The following is a 17,451-nucleotide window of genomic DNA, read 5'->3' on the forward strand; positions in this document are numbered from 1 at the left end:
GCCAACGACCAACAAAAAAGACCGGCGTCACCGCCGGCCTTTTTCAGTCAGATGAAGGCGAAAACCCTCAGGCGGCCTTCGGCTCGGCGGCGGCGAGCGCGGCCTTGACCGTCTCGACCACGGCGGCGAACGAGGCCGCATCGTCGATCGCCATCGCCGACAGGGTCTTGCGGTCGAGCTCGATCCCGGCCTTGGTCAGGCCGTTGATGAAGGCCGAATAGACGAGGCCATGCTCGCGCACCGCGCCGTTGAGGCGCTGGATCCAGAGCGCGCGGAACGAGCGCTTCCGGTTCTTTCGGTCGCGATAGGCGTATTGCATCGAGCGATCGACGGCGGCCTTCGCGGCGCGAATCGTGTTCTTGCGGCGGCCATAGAAACCCTTGGCGGACTTCAGTGTCTTCTTGTGCTTGGCATGGGACGTTACGCCCCGTTTCACGCGAGCCATGTGGTGATCTCCGGAAGGTTAGGGGCGTCAGCCGTTGGGGAGGAAGTATTTCTTCACGTTGGCCGCATCGCCCTCGAAGAGGACGTTGGTGCCGCGGTGATTGCGGAGCTGCTTGTTGGTCCGCTTGATCATCCCGTGACGCTTGCCGGCCTGTGCGTAGAGCACCTTCCCGGTTCCGGTGATCTTGAAGCGCTTCTTGGCGCTCGACTTCGTCTTGATCTTGGGCATTTCGGCTCCTCATAGGTCGCGAGCGCGCGAGTTGCGCCGCTTCAATCTTGCTTGCTGGAAGCAAAGAACGATCGCCACGGCAGCCCTTATCAGCCGGGCGATCGAAGGACGCGCGTATGACAGAAAAGGCGGGGGGTGGCAAGCATCCGTCACGACTTGACATGATCGGCGCGAGACCCGCCGATGCGGTGACAAGGCGGGGAATCCAGCATTCATGAATCAGCTTGCCATTCTCGCGAGCATCGCGGCGATCCATCTCCTCGCGATCGCGAGCCCCGGGCCGACCTTCGCGGTCGTGATGAGCTATGCGGTGAGAGGCGACCGCCGGGCCGGGCTTCTGCTGACGCTCGGCGTCGTGCTGGCGACGCTGACCTGGGCATTTGCCGCGGCGGCCGGCCTCGGCACGCTGCTGGCGAGCTTTCCGCTGGCCTATCGCTCCCTGCAGATCGCCGGCGCTGCCTATCTGATCTATCTCGGCGCGAAGCTGCTGATCGCGACCTTTCAAAACGGAGGAGCGGCCGCATCTCATGCCGCCGCCGAGCCGGAGTCCGGGCTGGAGGCGGTGCGCGCCGGCTACCTGACCAACATCACCAACCCCAAGGTCGTCGCCTATTACGCCAGCCTGTTCGGCGTGATGATTCCGGCCGGCGCGCCGGGCTGGCTGTTCTGGGCCGCCGTCGCCGTGGTGGTCGTGGTCTCGACGGCCTGGTGGATCGCGGTGGCGCTGTTCTTTACCGTGCCCATGGTGAACCGGGCCTATGTCCGGGCGAAATCGGGCCTGGACATCGTCATGGGCGTCGTCCTGATCGCGCTTGGCCTGCGCCTCGCCGTCTTCGGATAAGCCGGCGGGCCGTCGAACTCAGCATGGAAAACGCATGACCCCCTGCATCATCACCGTCGCCATCACAGGCTCGCTCCCGACCAAGCGAGACAATCCCGCGGTGCCGATCTCGATCTCCGAGCAGGTCGAATCCACGCAGGAAGCGTTCGAGGCCGGGGCGACGCTGGCGCATTGCCATGTCCGCACCGACGAGGGCGCGCCAACCTCGGACCCCGAGCGCTTCGGCCGCCTGCTGGAGGGACTGCGCAAGCACTGTCCCGGCATCATCGTGCAACTCTCGACCGGCGGACGCTCCGGCGCGGGACGCGAGCGCGGCGGCATGATCCCGCTCAAGCCCGACATGTGCTCGCTCTCGACAGGGTCGTGCAATTTTCCGACCCGGGTCTACGAGAACAGCCCGGAGCTGGTCGACTGGCTGGCCAGCGAGATGCTCGCCCATGGCGTCAAGCCGGAGATCGAGGCCTTCGACCTGTCGATGCTGTTCAAGGCGGTCGAGATGAACGTCGCCGGCGCGATCAGGGGGCCGCTGCATGTCCAGTTCGTCATGGGCGTCAGGAACGCCATGCCGGTCGACCGCGCGAGCTTCGAGTTCTACGTCGCGACCCTGAAGCGGCTTAGCCCCGACGCGACCTGGACCGGGGCCGGCATCGGGCGCGACCAGATCACGCTGAACCGCTGGTCGCTGGAACTCGGCGGCCATTGCCGCACCGGGCTCGAGGACAATGTCCGGCTCGACCGCGAAACGCTCGCCCCGTCCAACGCCGCGTTGGTGAAACGCGTCGTCGAGCTCTGCCCGGACTATGGCCGCCGGCCGGCGACGGTGGCCGAGGCGCGCAGCCTGCTCGGTCTGGCCGCAGCCTGACGCAGCCTGCTCATCACGATGAAACATATGCCCCTGGCGCGACCAGCGCCACGTCATTTCGGCGCGAGCACCATCACCATCTGGCGGCCTTCGAGCTGCCAGTCGCTCTCGACCTTGGCGACCTCGGCGAGATCGCCCTTGACGCGCTCGAGCACCTTCACGCCGAGATCCTGGTGGGCCATCTCGCGGCCGCGGAAGCGCAGGGTCACCTTGACCTTGTCGCCCTCCTCGAAGAAGCCGTGCATGGCCTTCATCTTGACGTCGTAATCGTGCTTGTCGATGCCCGGCCGGAGCTTGATCTCCTTGATCTCGATCGTGCGCTGCTTCTTGCGCGCCTCGGCCGCCTTCTTCTGCTCGAGGAAGCGGAAGCGGCCGTAATCGAGGATCTTGCAGACCGGAGGCACGGAGTTGGGGGCGATCTCGACCAGGTCGAGGCCGGCATCCTCGGCAATCTTCAGGGCCTCGAAGAACGAGACCACGCCGCGATTGGCGCCGGCATCGTCGATGAGCTGGACATCTCGGACGCCGCGAATGTCGCGGTTGGAGCGCGGGCCGTCTTTGGTCGGGGTCGGGGCAGCACGGAAAGGACGACGAATGGGGGTATTCTCCTGTGATTGGCGCGTTGCGCGCCGCTGGGCAGACACATTGCACAAAGAGGCGCGATGTCAATGGAAACCCGGAAGAGGGCAGTAGGGTAGTCGGCAATACGGCAGCCGATGCAATAGACCCGACTGCCTATCGCCGACCGCCCTATCTCTCCAGCAGGGCGCAATAGACGTCGAGCGTCTCCGACACCATCGTCTCCAGCGAGAAATGCTGCTCGACATGCAGGCGGGCCCGGCGCGCGAGCGCGTCGCGGGCCGATGGCCGCAGGCTGAGCGCCTCGGTGAGAGCCGCCGCCAGCGCCGCGGCGTCGCCGGCCGGCACGCGCCAGCCGGTGCGCTCGGAAGGCGGGGTCCGCGGCGGGGCGAGCACCGTCTCGGGCACCGCGCCGAGATCGGAGACGACGACCGGCGCGCCCATCGCCTGCGCCTCGACCGCGACGCGCCCGAAGGCCTCGGGCTCGGTCGAGGGCACAGCCACGATCGCCGCCGCCAGCAGCGCGGCCGGCATGTCGGCGCAGTGGCCGACGCGCTTGACGCGGTCCTTCAGGTCGGCGGCGGCGATCTGCTGGTCGAGCTCCTTGACGTAGCCGTCGCGCCCCTGCGGATCGCCAGCCAGGATGAAGGCGGTGTCGCTGTCGCCGCCGTCGCGCAGGATGCGGGCGGCCTCGATCAGCACGCGCTGGCCCTTCCAGCCGGTCAGCCGGCCGGGCAGCAGCACGATGCGCTGATGCGGCTCGACGCCCCAGGCCTTGCGCAGCGCCTGGATGCGCTCGGGACCGACGGCCGCCGGCGCGAAAGCGGAAAAATTGGTGCCGCGATGGACGATGCGGATGCGGTCGCGGGCGAAGCCGTGCTTGGCCAGGATCAGCGCGGCGGTATAGGCGGAGTTGGCGATCACCACGTCGCCGCGCGCCATCACCGAGTTGTAGAGCGCCTTCACCGTCGAGCGGCTGGCGTATGAGCCGTGATAGGTCGTGACGAAAGGCAGCCTGAGCCGCCGCGCCGCCGCCAGCGCCACCCAGGCCGGCGCGCGCGAGCGGGCATGGATCAGCTCGACGCCCTCGTCGCGGCAGAGCCTGGCCAGCCGGCCGACATTCAGCGCCATGGCGAGCGGGTTCTTCGACGCCGCAGGAAAAGGCAGCCAGACACCGCCCTTGGCCTGGAGCTCGGCGACGAGCCGGCCGCCTTCGGTCGCGACCAGCGCGCGCGCGCCGGCATCGGTCAGGCCCTTGGCGATGTCGACCGCGGTGCGCTCGGCCCCGCCAGCATCGAGATCGGGGATGATCTGCAGGATGGTGCGGCCGCTGAGCGGATGGGTCTCGGTCGAGGGCAGCGTCAGATGCGCGCCGGGCTGCATGGAAGGGTTCACGTGATCAGGATACTCGCTGGTTCGTCGACGATATGACCACGCGCGCCTTGCCGCCGCAGCCGAAATTCGCGATGCAGGGCGGATTCGCCACAGGAGATTTGAACGTGGAGCGCGAGCCGCCGCAATGGCTGGAGACCGGGCAAGGCGACAGACGGCGCAGGCTCGCCTGCCTGGTCCAGACCGGCGACGGCCCGCCCGTGGTCTGGCTCGGCGGCTTCCGCTCCGACATGCGCGCGACCAAGGCCGAGGCGCTGTCCGACTGGGCGCGCGCCAACGGGCGCGGATTCGTGCGCTTCGACTATGCCGGCCATGGCGAGAGCGGGGCCGATTTCGCGCGCTGGACCCTGTCGGACTGGCGCGACGACGCGCTCGCCGTCATCGCCGCCCATTGCCGGCGGCCGCCGGTTCTGGTCGGCTCCTCGATGGGCGGCTGGATCGCGCTGCTCGCCGCGCGCCAGATGATCGACGCCGCGACCGCGCCCGCCGGCATGGTGCTGATCGCGCCGGCGGTCGACTTCTCCGAGGAGCTGATGTGGGCGCAGATGCCGGACGGCGTCCGCGAGACGATCATGCGCGACGGCGTCTGGATGAGGCCGTCCAAGTATTCGCCCGATCCGACCCCGATCACGCGGGCGCTGATCGAGGACGGACGCCGCAACCTGATGTTCGGAAGCGAGATCAGGACCGGCTGCCCGGTGCATATCCTGCAGGGGATGGCCGATCCCGACGTTCCGTGGCGCCACGCGCTCAGGCTGGTCGAGCATCTCGGCTGCGATCCGGTCGTGCTCACGCTGATCAAGGACGGCGATCACCGTCTCTCCGGCCCGGCCGACATCGCCCGCCTTCAGGACGCGGTCGCCCAAGTCGCGCGACCAGCCTGACGCCCCCCGGCCGACGACAGCGTCAATGGACGCTGACCATCCTGAGATCGTGTTCCCAGGCGTTGGCGGTCGCGGCCTCGCGCGAATCGGTCACCAGGATCGGCGCGCCATCGGCCGAGAGCAGCGCGAAGAGCTGCAGGCCGGGCTTGATCTGAGGCGCCTGCGGGAAGATCCGCACGAGCTCTTCCGAGCTCATCGGCTTGAGATAGGCGACCTCGCCCGTGCCGAGCGCGGCGAATTCGGCCGGGGTCAGCGGGCTGGCCTGGATCAGGTCTCTGTCTTCGTTCATCGCGCCCTCCTTCAGAGCAGTGCGAATGGCGAGCTTCCAGTCTACGACGGCGATCATGAACGGAAGCAAAATCCGGGCTCATGATTTTGGCGCCGTCGCTTCAATCCCGGCTCACGATATCGATACGCCGGATGAGCCGTTCAGGTTCCGGCCGCACGAGATCGATCGCGAGCAGGCCGTTCGAGAGATCGGCCCCCAGCACCTGCATGCCGTCGGCCAGCAGGAAGGCCCGCTGGAACTGGCGCGCGGCGATGCCGCGATGCAGGAACTGCCGGTTCTTGTCTTCGCTCTGGCGGCCGCGAATGCAGAGCTGGTTCTCTTCCAGGGTGATCTCGAGCTGGTCGCGCGCGAAACCGGCGACGGCGAGGGTGATTCTGAGCCGGTCGGGTTCGTCCTCGGTCCTGACCAGCCGCTCGATGTTGTAGGGCGGATAGCCTTCGCTGCCGCCCTTGGCGACCCGCTCCAGCGCCCGCTCGATATCGTCGAATCCGAGCAGGAAAGGATGGGACAGGCTTGGCGTGCGCGTCATTGAGAAGCCCCCGAAAGGCGCCTCCGGAAACATCCGGAGCCCGCTGGCCGCAGCGCCCCGGAGCGGAGGGCGAACCCCTCCGCGCAAGGGATACATGGCGATACGGGTTTCAGGCTTCAAGAGCGGCGCGCCGCGCCTTGCCGATATCCGGGTGGTACAGCCACCCCGGCTTGAACGGGGGACCTCTAGATCCACAATCTAGCGCTCTAACCAACTGAGCTATGGCTGCATGCCGCACCCTGGCGACCGGCCCGAAGGACATGGTCCGCGACGGCGCGGAACCTAGAACCGACGCCGCCCGATTGCAACCGCGTAATCGCGGCGATTCCGGCAAGCCTCGCGGCGAGCGCGCACGTCCCGTCAGCCGGCGCGCAGGGAGGAGCCGGCGATCCGCGCGATCTCCCTGAGATGCGCGGCATGCGCCTCGTAGCCGCGGCGGACCGCCCTGGCCTGAAGCGCGACCGCGTCGGCGGCGCTGTCGGTGAGCGCCAGCGTCTCGGCCTCGCCGAGCCTGGCCTTCAACTCGGCGCAGGCATGGTCGAGCATCTTCGCCTGCAACGCGCCGACGGTCCTGGTCAGCGTCAGCGTCTGGCTCAGCATCGCGCCGATGAGGTTCGGCATCTCCGGCGGCGCCGGCGTGGCGGGCCTGGCGAGCGCAGCGGCCTTGGCGGACGCAACGATGGCCGGAGCGGCCTTGGCGACGTCCTTCGCCACGGCGACCGACTTCGCGGCGACGGTCCCGGCGACCTTGGTGGCCTTCCGGCTAGCGGCGACGCTTGCGGCCACCACCGGCGTGGCGCTCTCGACCGCCTTGGCGGGAGCGGACGTCACGGCCTTCGCCACGGATTCCGAGGCCTTGGCGACCTTCGCGGCGGGGGACGCCAAGCCGGCGGGTGCGACGCGCTTGGCCGATTTCGTCTTGGCGGGCCTGGTCGATTTGGCGGGCGCAGCGGCAGCCTTGGCCGGAGCGGCCTCGACCTTCGACGCGGGCGCGGCGGTCTGGGCGGGCGCGGCCGCGACCGGCTTGGGCAAAGCCTGAACGACAGGCGCAGGCTTCGCGACTGGCGTGGCTGCGGCGACCGGAGCCGGGGCAGGCTTGCTCCCGACGGGCTTGGCCGGAACCGGCGCGGCCGGAACCGGATCGGCGGCGACCGGGCGGGACATCGCAGTCACGGGCGCCAGGCTGATCGGCGCCTTGGCGGGGGCCTTGCCCGGAGCGGGCTTGGCGTCGGCGGGATTGGCCATCACGGTTCTCCTTCTGCGATCGAACGGCTCGTGGCCGGGCGGACTGCCCGGCCGAGCCGGCAATTCACGAGCGTGGCCGGGGCACGGCGCTGGCGCGCCATGCGACGGCCCGCCTCATCTTGGCGGTCACCTCATCTTGGTGGCTTTGGCGGCCGTCTCGGCAGCCTTGCCCGCCACGTCCTGGGCTGCCGCGCCCATGTCCTTGAACTGGGTCTGAAGCGCAGCCATCTGCGACTTCAGGAATTCGGACTGGTGCTGCATGACCTCGGTCATGTCCTTGGACTTGACCAGCTTCTGGGCGAGGTCGAAGGCGGCCGCGACATTGGTCTCGGCATAGCTCATCGCCTTGCGGGTCGCGTCCTGCGCGTTGACGCGGGCCGTTTCGGCCGAGCCATGGGCGGAGTCGACGGCCTTCTGAGCGGCGCCGATGAAACCGTCGAACGCCTTGCGGGCCTGATCGACGCTCTTCTCGGCGAATTCGCGCATCTCGGTCGGAACCTCGTAGGGGATCTTGCCATTCATCGGGTCTTCCTCCGGTCGTCTGGATCCATCGCTCAACGGCGATTGTGCGCTGCAATATCATTGTTGCAATGCGATGACAACAGCGCGCGCATCAAGGGCGCCCGCACGTTAACGCTGTTTAAAGGAGACGCGGGAGGGCCGGCGGGGTTCCATGGATTTGCAATCCGCCCGAGGGTATTAAACAGTTGTTAGCCATATCGGCTAAATCGAACGGGCGACGGGCGGTCATGAGCGGAGCCGGACAGGACTGGGCGCGGATCGGCGCCGCCGCGGCGCGGGATGCCGGGCTCGCGGGCTTCGCCGCCGGCGGCGCGCTGCTGATCTGGGACGCAGGGCGCGGCCGGGCCAGCCATGCAAACGCCGCCGGACTCGCGCTTCTGGGCCGCGACGGGCTCGACGCCGAGCTGCCGGCCGCGACGCGGCAGCGGCTCGCGCTTCTCGCCGGCGGCCTCGCCTCGCGCGCCGCCGTGCGCCTCGAACGGCTCAGGCTGACCTCCGGCTTCGCGGCGATGCCCGTGACCTGCGGCTGCCGCCTGCTCGATGGCGATGACGGCCAGGCCGTGCTGGCGATCGCCGTGCCGAGCGCAGAGCTGCGCCGGCTCGGCGTCGCCGTGCCGGACCCCGACACGACCGAGCCGGTTATCGCGACGGAAGCCGCCGAGCCCGCGCCCGACCAATCCGCGCCGATCGAAGCCGCCGTGTCGGCGGCCGATGCCGCGCCCGCCCCGCCCAGACGCGCGCTGGCGCGCTTCCTCTGGCAGAGCGACGCCGCCGGCCGTCTGACCAGCGTCTCGCCCGACATCGCCACGCTGGTCGGCCCCGCCGCGGCAGCCGCGCTGCCCGGCCGAAGCTGGCGGGATCTGCTCGACGCCGAGATCATCGACCGCGATGGCGGGCTGCTCGCGCGCCTTGCCGGGACGGCGACCTGGAGCGGCCATGGCGTGCTCTGGCGCATCGGGCCGGAACAGGAAGGTGTGCGCGTCGAGCTCTCCGGCGTGCCGGCGCTCGACGCCGCGCGCAAATTCTCGGGCTTTCGGGGCTTCGGCCTCGCCCGTCTGACGAAGCGCGAGCCCTTCCCCGCGCCTGCGACCGCGCTGGCCGGGCAGGACGCGGCGCCCGAGATCGCGGAGGAAGACCTGGCCGCGCCGCTGCCTGGCCTGCAAGAGCCGACCGAAATCCAGTCGGACAGCGCCGATGCGACGGCGACGGCGGAAATCGTCGTCTCGGACGAGGCTCCGACCGACGCCGAGGACGAGTTCGACGCCGGTGGCGGCACGGCCGCCACGATCGAGCCGGAGCTACCCGCCGCGGCCGTCGACGAGCCGGCCGGTCCGCCCGTCGCGGAAGCCCCTGCCCGGCCTGGCCCGACCAACATCGTGCCGTTGCGCAACGGCCACCTGACCGCCGTCCGGCCGGTGCTCGAACCGTCCAAGCCAAATCTCAGCTCGGCCGAGCGCAACGCCTTCCGCGAGATCGCCAAGGCGCTGGGCGCGCGCATCGCCGGCGACGACGAGCCGGCGCCGCGCCTGCCGCAGGCCGCGCCGCTGCGGCTGAAGGAGAGCGAGCCGCCAGCGCCTGCGCCGGAGATGCCGGCCCAGCCCGTCGCGATCGACGAGACGCCCGCCGGCGAAGCGGAAGACGCTCTTCCTGCGCCGGCGCCCCTCGACGACAACGCGCTGGCGCTCGACGCGGCTGCGCTGTCGGCGCTCGATGCCCCCCGCCAGCGCCTGCCCAATTCCCATGCCGACGTGCTCGACCGCCTGCCGGTCGCGGTGCTGGTCAATCGCGGCGACGAGGCGCTCTACGCCAACCGCACGCTGCTCGATCTGCTCGACTATGCCGATCTCGACGACCTCACGGCGAGCGGCAGCGTCAGCCGCCTGATCAAGGGCGCGAACCGCACCGATGGCGGCGCGATGATCCTGATCGACCGGCTCGGCCATCTCGTCAGCGTCGACGCCGTGCTGTCGAGCGTGTCCTGGCAGGGCGAACCGGCGACGCTGATGGCCTTCCGCCATCCCGATGGCGGCGGCGAGGTCAAGGTCCAGACGCCGGAAGAAGCGGAGGCGGCGGAACTCGCGGCCGAGTTCGAGGCGGAGGACGCCGAGAGCGCCGCCCGCGTCTCGGCGCTGCGGCTCGATGTCGATGCGCGCGAATCCCGCATCGGCGAACTCGTCGCGATGCTCGACACCGCGACCGACGGCGTCGTCACCATCGACGAGCGCGGCCGGATGCTCTCGCTCAACCGCACCGCCGAGGCGCTGTTCGGCTACGACCAGCGCGAGGTGACGGGCGAACTCTTCACGCTGCTGTTCGCCCCGGAAAGCCATGCCCCGGCGCTCGACTATCTCGAGGGCCTGAAGGGCGGCGGCGTCGCCTCGGTGATGAACGACGGGCGCGAGGTCGTCGGCCGCGTGCGCCAGGGCGGGCGCATCCCGCTGTTCATGACGATGGGGCAGATCGCGCATGGCGCGGAGCGCCGCTTCTGCGCCGTGCTGCGCGACATCACCGCCTGGAAGAAGACGGAGAGCGACCTGGTCGAGGCGCGCAAGGCGGCCGAGAAGGCCAGCGCCCAGAAATCCGACGTTCTGGCCAAGATCAGCCACGAGATCCGCACGCCGCTGAACGCGATCATCGGCTTCGCCGAGGTGATGGCGGAGGAGCGCTTCGGACCGATCGGAAACGAGCGCTACAAGGAATATCTGCGCGACATCCACGCCTCGGGCGGCTACGTCATCAGCCTGGTCAACGACCTGCTCGACCTCGCCAAGATCGAGGCCGGCAAGCTCGATCTCGACTTCGTCAGCGTCAACCTGAACGAGATCGCGCTCTCGACCGTGAGCCTGCTGCAGAGCGAGGCCAATCGCGGCCGCGTCGTGCTGCGCTCGGGCCTGTCGCCGAAACTGCCGCCGGTCGTCGCCGACCAGCGCTCGATCCGCCAGATCGCGATCAACCTTCTGTCCAACGCGGTGAAGTTCACCGATGCCGGCGGGCAGGTCATCGTCTCGACCGCGCTCGGCGACAAGGGCGAGGCGATCCTGCGCGTGCGCGACACCGGCATCGGCATGGACGACCACGAGATCGCTCTCGCCTTGGAGCCGTTCCGGCAGGTGCCCGCGACGCGGCGGGCCGGCGGCACGGGGCTCGGCCTGCCGCTGACCAAGGCGCTTGTCGAGGCCAACCGCGCCGCGATGACGATCACCAGCGTCAAGAAGGAAGGCACGCTGGTCGAGATCACCTTCCCGCCCCAGCGCGTGCTGGCGGGGTGACGCCCTTCGTTGATCCCGGCACCACCCCGTCATCCCGGATCGGCGCGGCCGCGACCCTTGCCGGGATGACGGCGGAGGTTGGCGATATGGAATGAAAAAAGGGCGCGCGTCCCGCGACGCGCGCCCTCCGTCATTCGGATATGGCGCGAAGCCTACTTCGGCGCGGCGGCCAGCACCGGCGTCAGCTTGTCGGCGTCGCGCTTGATCAGGGCCTGGAAGCCGGCGGGCGTGCGCTCCTCGGCGCTCGGCAGCGTCGCGCCGAGATCGAGCAGGCGCTTCTTGGTCGGCTCGTCGTTGAGCGCCTTGTTCAGCGCGTCGACGAGACGGTCGACCGCCTCCTTCGGCGTGCCCTTGGGCGCGGCGATGCCGTTCCAGGCCTCGATCTGGTAGTCCGGCAGGCCGGCCTCCTTGGTGGTCGGCACGTTCGGCAGCGCCGGCGAGCGCTCGGCCGAGGCCACGGCATAGGCTTTGATCGTGTCGGCCTTGACCTGCTCGGAGACCGAGACGATCTGGTCGCACATGAAGTCGATCTGCCCGGAGACGAGATCGTTCAGGGCCGGACCCGTGCCGCGATAGGCCACGGCGTTCAGCTTCGGCACGCCGAGCACACCCTTGAGCAGGGTGCAGGTCGTCCAGGAGACGGAGCCGACGCCGGCATGGGCCTCGTTGAACTTGTCCGGCGCGCCCTTCACGGCGGCGACGAACTCCTTCAGATCCTTGGCCGGAAAGTTCTTCTTGGCGACGATCAGGATCGGCGTGCCGCCCGCGAGCCCGATCGGCTGCATGCCGTTGATCGGATCGTATTTCAGGCCGGGATAGGTCGCGGGCGCGGCCGAGAAGGTGCCGAGATGGCCCATGGCGATGGTGTAGCCGTCGGGCGTCGCCGTCATCGCGCGGGTGATGCCGGTGGTGCCGCCGGCGCCGGCGACGTTCTCGACCACGATCTGCTGGCCGAGCGTCTTCGACATGTGGTCGCCGACGATGCGGGCGATGATGTCGGTCGGTCCGCCCGCCGCGAAGGGCACGATCATGGTGATCGGGCGGGACGGATAGGCCTGCGCCTGCGCGCCGCCGGACAGAGCCAGCGTGATGGCGGCGGCGAGGCCGAGTGTGAGTTTCTTCATGCGTGATCCTCCCTGAGATCGGTTGAAGGGGAAACTGGGGTCGGGACGGGTTCCCGGCAACCCCGTCATTCGGTGAAGACCTCGTCGCGCTTCCTCGACATCGACGGCAGCAGCGCGATGACGAGGACGACGACGGCGACCAGCAGCAGGCCCGCCGAGATCGGCCGTTCGAGGAAGGTCATGAACGAGCCGCGCGAGATGATCAGCGCCTGCCGGAGCTTCTCCTCCATCAGCTTGCCCAGCACGAAGCCGAGCAGCATCGGCGCCGGCTCGAAGCCGAGCTTGATCAGGACGTAGCCGAACAGGCCGAACAGCGCCGTGAAGGCGACGTCGACCGGCTGGTTGTTCACCGAGTAGATGCCGATGCTGCAGAAGATCAGGATCGCCGGGAACATCAGGCGGTAGGGCACCTGCAGGAGCTTCACCCACAGGCCGACCAGCGGCAGGTTGATGACGAGCAGCATCAGGTTGCCGATCCACATCGAGGCGATCATGCCCCAGAACAGGTCCGGGTTCTTGGTCATGACCTGCGGGCCGGGGATGATGCCGTGGATCGTCATCGCGCCGACCATCAGCGCCATCACCGCGTTAGGCGGGATGCCGAGCGTCAAGAGCGGGATGAAGGCGGTCTGCGCGCCGGCGTTGTTGGCCGATTCAGGCCCCGCCACGCCCTCGATCGCGCCTTTGCCGAAGCGGGAGCCGTCCTTGGCGATCTTCTTCTCGATCGTGTAGCTGGCGAAGGGTCCGAGCACCGCGCCGTTGCCCGGCAGGATGCCGAGGATCGCGCCGACGCCGGTGCCGCGCAGCACCGGATTGATGCACTGCCTGATCTCGTTCCAGTCCGGCAGCAGGCGTCCGATCTTGGTGCGCACGACGTCGCGGGTCTCCGGGTTCTCGAGGTTGCGCAAAACCTCGGCGAAGCCGAACACGCCCATCGCCAGCACGGCGAAGTCGATGCCGTCGGCCAGCGGCGGGAAGCCGAAGGTCATGCGCTCCTGGCCGGTCTCGAGGTCCGTGCCTACGGTCGAGAGCAGCAGGCCGAGCATGATCATGCAGAAGGCCTTGAGGATCGAGCCGCGCGCCAGCACGACGGCGAAGCACAGGCCCATCACCATCAGCGAGAAATACTCGGCCGGGCCGAACAGCAGGGCGAGCTTGGTCAGGGGCGCGCCCAGCGCCGCGATGACGACCGTCGCGACCGTGCCGGCGAAGAAGGAGCCGAGCGCCGCGACGCCGAGCGCCACGCCGGCGCGGCCCTGCTTGGCCATCTGGTGGCCGTCGAGCGTCGTGACGACCGAGGTCGCCTCGCCGGGGATGTTGACCAGGATCGCCGTGGTCGAGCCGCCGTATTGCGCGCCGTAATAGATGCCGGCCAGCATGATCAGCGCGCCGACCGGATCGAGCCCGAAGGTGATCGGCAGCAGCATCGCGATGGTGGCGATCGGGCCGACGCCCGGCAGAACGCCGATCAGCGTGCCGACGAGGCAGCCGACGAAGCAGAGCACGATGTTGATCGGGATCGGGATGGAGGTGACGCCCTGGAGGAAGGGTGGCGACCACCAGACGATTCTCCAGACCGTGGCGAAGCCGAGGCCGAGATTGGCGAAGATCTCTTCCATTGTCTCAGATCCCCAGCAGCCAGGGCGCGAGCGGGATCGGCAGACCCAGCGCGTATTTGAACAGCAGCGCGCAGAATGCCGTCATCGCGATCGCGAAGATGATCAGCTCCTTCCAGCTGCGGTCCTCGGCGGCCATGCCGGAGACGAGCACGACGATCGGACCGGAGACGACGAGACCGAGCTGCGGCACCTTGAGCGGGCCGAGATCGAAGCCGCGGATCGTGAGGCCGAACAGCACCGCGCCGCCGAGGACGAAGATGACGCCGCGCCAGGACCAGCCCGACAGCTTTTCTCCCTCATAGCTCATCGAGGTAATGGCCAGCATCACGCCCAGCCCGGCGCAGATCGCGGCGAAGGCCTTCGGCAGCATGCCGGGCCCGATCTGGCGCAGCGTGCCGAGCGGAAGGTCGCTGGCGAGGAAGAAGGCCAGGGCCGCGAGCAGGATCATGAACAGACCGGCCGCCAGATCCTGTGTCGAGCGGATCCGCAATCCGCGCGCCGCTTGTATCCTGTTTGTGTTCATGGGGATCCTCCGGGCTGCAATCCGGCGACGCGGACGGCACGTTTCGGTGTAGGCGACGATCTGGGAGCCGACCTGGGCGTCGGCTTGGGCGGTGTTGGCGCAAACGGCAGAACCTGCCGCTCGTCCATGAGCGTGACGCTCTCGCGCAGGATGGCGAGGAAGTCGTCGCGGGGGCTAAGCTTCTGCTGCGGCCGCCAGGCGATGCCGACCAGCGCGCCGGCGGGCGGCGGATCGAGCAGCGCGCCGCGCAGGCGGCGCATGGTGACGCCGGGAAAGCTGAGGCGGGACACCCAGTCGGGGGCGAGAGCCATGCCGAGGCCGGCTGCGACCGCCGACATCATGGCCGGCTTCTCCGTCGCCTCGATGGTGACGTTTGGCACCGCGCCGACGCTCTCGAAATAGGCCATGACGAGGTCGTAGGCGAAGGGCCTGATGCGCTTGGAGGGCACGACGAAGGGCTCGCCGACGAGATCGAGCATGGTGAGGTATTCGCGCGCGGCGAGCGGATGCGTCTCGTTCAGCACCACGATCGGCCGCTCGACCCGCAGCACCTCGAAGGCGCAATCGGTCGGCTTGCGCGGCGGACGGGTCAGCGCGAGGTCGAGCTTGCCGGCCTCCAGCATCTGGACGAGCGCAGCCGTCATCGCCTCGACGAACTTGATCTCGACCTTGGGGAAGCGCTGCCGGAAACTCGCCAGCGCCCCGGGCACGAAGCTCGACGAGGCGGCGTCGATCGCGCCGATGCGAAGCACCTTTCCGGAAGCGAGCGAGGCCTGTCGCACGGCGCGCGAGGCATGCTCCATGCGCAGCAGGATGGCCTTGGCCTCCTCCAGCATGATCAGCCCGGCGCGCGTCAGCGCGACCTGCCGCGTCGTGCGCGTGAACAGGGCGACGCCGAGTTCGTCCTCGAGCGCGCTGATCTGTCGAGACAGGGCTGGCGGCGCGAGGCCCAGCCGTTCGGCCGCATGGCCGAAATGCAGTTCCTCCGCCACCGCGATGAAACATCGCAGTTGCCGAACATCCATGGCTGTCGTGTCGCTCCCCTTCTGGCGTATCGTTTTTTCCGATATCTTCCAGTCGTTGTCGTTATGCCTCTAACGGCTGCCGCCGCAGAATCGACCCTAGAGCAATTCATAATTTATTGGCAATAAAGCCTTGAGCCCGGCCCCGCGCAAAAGTCGGCTCAGCTTTCGGGCGGTCTTCGGCGGAGAACCCGCCCATCGATCAGCGCGAGCCCCGCGAAGATCGCGGCCATGCCGGCGAAATGGCGCGGCAGCAGCCCCTCGCCGAGCAGGCCGACTCCGAGCATGATGGCGCTGACCGGGATCAGGAAGGTCACCAGCATGACGTTGCTCGGGCCGGCCGAGCGCATGATCCTGAAAAAGATCACATAGGCCAACGCGGTCGAGATCAGCGCGAGGCCGACCAGCGCGAACACCGTCTGGCCTGTCGGGACCGGCAGGGTCCAGGGCGGTTGCGCCAGGAGCACGACCGGCAGCGTCATCAGCGTCGAGGCGCTGAGCTGGCCGGCGGCGGTGACGAGCGGCGGCAGTTCGCGGAAGCGCCGGCCGTACAGGCCCGAAAACGCATAGGACACCGTCGCCGCGACGCAGGCGAACTGGGCCATCAAATTGAGGCCGAGGCCGGCGAGCGCATCCGGCCCGATCAGGATCGCGACGCCGACGAAGCCGGCCGCGACGCCGGCGATCTTGCGCCCCGTCGCCCGCTCGCCGCCGAAGGCGTGCATCACCATGACGGCGAAGATCGGCGTCATCGCGTTCAGGATCGAGGCGAGCCCGCTCGCGATCTGCTGCTGGCCCCAGAGAAACAGGCTGAACGGAATGACGTTGTTGAGGATGCCCATGCCGAAGAAGGCGAGCCAGATGCGCCGGCCCACCGCCATGGAGAGCCTGGCCAGCCGGACGATCAAAAGCAAGGCGAGCGCGGCCAGGCCCACCCGCACGACGAGCACGGGCAGAGGCGGCCACTGCGCCAGGGCGAGCTTGTTGAAGAAGAACGAGCCGCCCCAGAGCACCGACAGCGCGGTGAGCAGGAGCCAGTCGAAGGCGGACATCCGCGGCGGCGAGGAGGGCGTCGGCATGGTCATCGCGGATGGCGCCCCGGCTGCAGCGTCAGTCCACGTCAGTAGAGGATCGATGCCGGCGCAGCCCACCCGGTTTCCGGGAGGTTCGACAAAACCACGGCCCGCGTCCGCCGTCGTCCCGGGCGAAGCGCGGCGCGGACCCGGGACCCATTCCAGAACGGCATTCCGGGAGGTTTCGGAATGGCTCCCGGGTCTCCCTTCGGTCGCCCGGGACGACCACGCGCTTTTCGCACGACGCCACTTGACGAAATCCGTGACCCTATGATCGGCCAGGCTCCCAGGATGAGGCTGAAGGACTGCTCGGAGCGCTCAGGCGGCTTCCGCCTCGCGCGCGGCCCACATCGTCCTGAAGGCGGGGCGGGCGTGGCAGGCATCGAGCCAGGCCTTCACATGCGGCGCCGCGTCGAAGAGCTGCGTCGCCGGCTTCGCATAGCGGAAGACCTCGGCGACGTTGATATCGGCGACGGTGAAGCGCCCGCCCATGACGAAGCCGCCGCCCTCGGCCAGCGCCTTGTCGAGCATCGCGAACTGGCGCGGCAGCGCCGCCAAGGCGGCCTCGACCAGCGCCGGATCGCGCTTCTCCGGCGGATAGGCCGCCATGTGGTACTGGATGTCGAGCGCGTGGCTCTCGACGCTGGAGACGGCCCAGAGCGACCACATCGCGGCCAGCCCCTCCTCCCGCACATCGGCCGGAGCCAGCGGGCCGCCATGCTTGCGCGCGAGATAGAGGTTGATCGCGAGCGATTCGGCCATCCGGAAGCCGTCATCGTCGATCGCCGGGATCTGGCCCTTGCCGTTGACCGCGAGGAACTCCGGCGACTGCGTATGGATCGGCGCGCCCGGCGCGTCCGGGTCCGGCACGCGATAGACCTGGATCACCGGGACATGCTTGAACGCCAGCCCCATCTCGTTGGCGAGCCAGATGTTGCGCGAGGCGCGCGAGCGGTAGCAGCCGTAGATCGTCAGGGACATGATTTTGCCTTTGATAGCGGGGGC

The 17,451-nt window shown here is 68.8% G+C and carries 18 protein-coding genes and 1 tRNA gene; 4 read left to right on the top strand and 15 right to left on the bottom strand.

Annotation, left to right across the window (positions count from 1 at the left end):
• Positions 1–67: 67 nt before the first annotated feature.
• A complete protein-coding gene (rplT, locus tag AC1RRW_RS08180; protein ID WP_492900169.1) occupies positions 68–445 on the bottom strand; it encodes a 50S ribosomal protein L20 in 378 nt (125 codons plus the stop codon).
• 27 nt (positions 446–472) lie between these two features.
• On the bottom strand, positions 473–673 hold the full coding sequence (gene rpmI / locus AC1RRW_RS08185) for a 50S ribosomal protein L35 (protein ID WP_066609790.1): 201 nt from the start codon (positions 671–673) through the stop codon (positions 473–475).
• 214 nt (positions 674–887) lie between these two features.
• Between rpmI and AC1RRW_RS08190 the strand changes: the two genes are divergently transcribed.
• Positions 888–1,514, top strand: coding sequence for a LysE family translocator (locus tag AC1RRW_RS08190; protein WP_492900170.1), 627 nt, complete (start codon positions 888–890; stop codon positions 1,512–1,514).
• A 34-nt stretch (positions 1,515–1,548) separates the two neighbouring features.
• Positions 1,549–2,376, top strand: coding sequence for a 3-oxoadipate:acetyl-CoA acetyltransferase (locus tag AC1RRW_RS08195; protein ID WP_492900172.1), 828 nt, complete (start codon positions 1,549–1,551; stop codon positions 2,374–2,376).
• A gap of 53 nt (positions 2,377–2,429) precedes the next feature.
• On the opposite strand, the gene infC is transcribed toward AC1RRW_RS08195, so the two are convergent.
• The gene (gene infC / locus AC1RRW_RS08200; RefSeq protein WP_492900232.1) at positions 2,430–2,972 is read right to left on the bottom strand and encodes a translation initiation factor IF-3; all 543 of its coding nucleotides are present in this window, start codon (positions 2,970–2,972) and stop codon (positions 2,430–2,432) included.
• A 154-nt stretch (positions 2,973–3,126) separates the two neighbouring features.
• Positions 3,127–4,338, bottom strand: a complete 1,212-nt coding sequence (locus tag AC1RRW_RS08205) for a glycosyltransferase (protein ID WP_492900233.1) — start codon at positions 4,336–4,338, stop codon at positions 3,127–3,129.
• A gap of 83 nt (positions 4,339–4,421) precedes the next feature.
• Here AC1RRW_RS08205 and AC1RRW_RS08210 point away from each other — a divergent pair, with 83 nt between their 5' ends.
• Positions 4,422–5,231, top strand: a complete 810-nt coding sequence (locus tag AC1RRW_RS08210; protein ID WP_492900234.1) for an alpha/beta hydrolase — start codon at positions 4,422–4,424, stop codon at positions 5,229–5,231.
• A gap of 22 nt (positions 5,232–5,253) precedes the next feature.
• Here the strand turns inward: AC1RRW_RS08210 and AC1RRW_RS08215 are convergent, their stop codons facing one another.
• The 5 genes from AC1RRW_RS08215 to AC1RRW_RS08235 all read right to left on the bottom strand — a co-directional run bounded on the left by AC1RRW_RS08215 (position 5,254) and on the right by AC1RRW_RS08235 (position 7,816).
• Positions 5,254–5,520: a BQ00720 family protein gene (locus AC1RRW_RS08215; protein ID WP_492900173.1), complete on the bottom strand. Its 267-nt coding sequence runs from the start codon at positions 5,518–5,520 to the stop codon at positions 5,254–5,256.
• Between the two features lie 100 nt (positions 5,521–5,620).
• A complete protein-coding gene (locus tag AC1RRW_RS08220) occupies positions 5,621–6,049 on the bottom strand; it encodes an Hsp20 family protein (RefSeq protein ID WP_492900174.1) in 429 nt (142 codons plus the stop codon).
• Between the two features lie 152 nt (positions 6,050–6,201).
• Positions 6,202–6,278, bottom strand: a tRNA-His gene (locus tag AC1RRW_RS08225).
• 131 nt (positions 6,279–6,409) lie between these two features.
• Positions 6,410–7,294, bottom strand: a complete 885-nt coding sequence (locus AC1RRW_RS08230; RefSeq protein ID WP_492900175.1) for a hypothetical protein — start codon at positions 7,292–7,294, stop codon at positions 6,410–6,412.
• A gap of 126 nt (positions 7,295–7,420) precedes the next feature.
• Positions 7,421–7,816, bottom strand: coding sequence for a phasin (locus AC1RRW_RS08235; RefSeq protein ID WP_492900177.1), 396 nt, complete (start codon positions 7,814–7,816; stop codon positions 7,421–7,423).
• Between the two features lie 227 nt (positions 7,817–8,043).
• Here AC1RRW_RS08235 and AC1RRW_RS08240 point away from each other — a divergent pair, with 227 nt between their 5' ends.
• Entirely contained in the window at positions 8,044–11,085 is a 3,042-nt protein-coding gene (locus AC1RRW_RS08240; RefSeq protein WP_492900178.1) for a sensor histidine kinase, read from the top strand.
• Between the two features lie 152 nt (positions 11,086–11,237).
• On the opposite strand, the gene AC1RRW_RS08245 is transcribed toward AC1RRW_RS08240, so the two are convergent.
• The 6 genes from AC1RRW_RS08245 to AC1RRW_RS08270 all read right to left on the bottom strand — a co-directional run bounded on the left by AC1RRW_RS08245 (position 11,238) and on the right by AC1RRW_RS08270 (position 17,427).
• The gene (locus AC1RRW_RS08245) at positions 11,238–12,209 is read right to left on the bottom strand and encodes a tripartite tricarboxylate transporter substrate-binding protein (protein WP_492900179.1); all 972 of its coding nucleotides are present in this window, start codon (positions 12,207–12,209) and stop codon (positions 11,238–11,240) included.
• Positions 12,210–12,274: 65 nt separating this feature from the next.
• Complete coding sequence (locus AC1RRW_RS08250; RefSeq protein WP_492900180.1) at positions 12,275–13,828, bottom strand: tripartite tricarboxylate transporter permease; 1,554 nt, start codon at positions 13,826–13,828, stop codon at positions 12,275–12,277.
• 4 nt (positions 13,829–13,832) lie between these two features.
• A complete protein-coding gene (locus AC1RRW_RS08255; RefSeq protein WP_492900181.1) occupies positions 13,833–14,351 on the bottom strand; it encodes a tripartite tricarboxylate transporter TctB family protein in 519 nt (172 codons plus the stop codon).
• Entirely contained in the window at positions 14,348–15,376 is a 1,029-nt protein-coding gene (locus AC1RRW_RS08260) for a LysR family transcriptional regulator (RefSeq protein ID WP_492900182.1), read from the bottom strand. Before AC1RRW_RS08260 ends, AC1RRW_RS08255 begins: the two co-directional genes overlap by 4 nt.
• A 158-nt stretch (positions 15,377–15,534) precedes the next feature.
• Positions 15,535–16,452: a DMT family transporter gene (locus AC1RRW_RS08265; protein WP_492900235.1), complete on the bottom strand. Its 918-nt coding sequence runs from the start codon at positions 16,450–16,452 to the stop codon at positions 15,535–15,537.
• Between the two features lie 312 nt (positions 16,453–16,764).
• Positions 16,765–17,427, bottom strand: coding sequence for a glutathione S-transferase family protein (locus AC1RRW_RS08270; RefSeq protein ID WP_492900183.1), 663 nt, complete (start codon positions 17,425–17,427; stop codon positions 16,765–16,767).
• Between the last annotated feature and the right edge of the window lie 24 nt (positions 17,428–17,451).

The sequence above is a fragment of the Allobosea sp. GW821-FHT12C12 genome (assembly GCF_058807355.1).

Excerpts from the sequence above, each read along its gene's own strand:
- rplT (WP_492900169.1), bottom strand. The coding sequence starts at position 445 with ATGGCTCGCGTGAAACGGGGCGTAACGTCCCATGCCAAGCACAAGAAG.
- rpmI (WP_066609790.1), bottom strand. The coding sequence starts at position 673 with ATGCCCAAGATCAAGACGAAGTCGAGCGCCAAGAAGCGCTTCAAGATC.
- AC1RRW_RS08190 (WP_492900170.1), top strand. The coding sequence starts at position 888 with ATGAATCAGCTTGCCATTCTCGCGAGCATCGCGGCGATCCATCTCCTC.
- AC1RRW_RS08195 (WP_492900172.1), top strand. The coding sequence starts at position 1,549 with ATGACCCCCTGCATCATCACCGTCGCCATCACAGGCTCGCTCCCGACC.
- AC1RRW_RS08205 (WP_492900233.1), bottom strand. The coding sequence starts at position 4,338 with ATGCAGCCCGGCGCGCATCTGACGCTGCCCTCGACCGAGACCCATCCG.
- AC1RRW_RS08210 (WP_492900234.1), top strand. The coding sequence starts at position 4,422 with ATGCAGGGCGGATTCGCCACAGGAGATTTGAACGTGGAGCGCGAGCCG.
- AC1RRW_RS08215 (WP_492900173.1), bottom strand. The coding sequence starts at position 5,520 with ATGAACGAAGACAGAGACCTGATCCAGGCCAGCCCGCTGACCCCGGCC.
- AC1RRW_RS08220 (WP_492900174.1), bottom strand. The coding sequence starts at position 6,049 with ATGACGCGCACGCCAAGCCTGTCCCATCCTTTCCTGCTCGGATTCGAC.
- AC1RRW_RS08230 (WP_492900175.1), bottom strand. The coding sequence starts at position 7,294 with ATGGCCAATCCCGCCGACGCCAAGCCCGCTCCGGGCAAGGCCCCCGCC.
- AC1RRW_RS08235 (WP_492900177.1), bottom strand. The coding sequence starts at position 7,816 with ATGAATGGCAAGATCCCCTACGAGGTTCCGACCGAGATGCGCGAATTC.
- AC1RRW_RS08240 (WP_492900178.1), top strand. The coding sequence starts at position 8,044 with ATGAGCGGAGCCGGACAGGACTGGGCGCGGATCGGCGCCGCCGCGGCG.
- AC1RRW_RS08245 (WP_492900179.1), bottom strand. The coding sequence starts at position 12,209 with ATGAAGAAACTCACACTCGGCCTCGCCGCCGCCATCACGCTGGCTCTG.
- AC1RRW_RS08250 (WP_492900180.1), bottom strand. The coding sequence starts at position 13,828 with ATGGAAGAGATCTTCGCCAATCTCGGCCTCGGCTTCGCCACGGTCTGG.
- AC1RRW_RS08255 (WP_492900181.1), bottom strand. The coding sequence starts at position 14,351 with ATGAACACAAACAGGATACAAGCGGCGCGCGGATTGCGGATCCGCTCG.
- AC1RRW_RS08260 (WP_492900182.1), bottom strand. The coding sequence starts at position 15,376 with ATGGATGTTCGGCAACTGCGATGTTTCATCGCGGTGGCGGAGGAACTG.
- AC1RRW_RS08265 (WP_492900235.1), bottom strand. The coding sequence starts at position 16,452 with ATGCCGACGCCCTCCTCGCCGCCGCGGATGTCCGCCTTCGACTGGCTC.
- AC1RRW_RS08270 (WP_492900183.1), bottom strand. The coding sequence starts at position 17,427 with ATGTCCCTGACGATCTACGGCTGCTACCGCTCGCGCGCCTCGCGCAAC.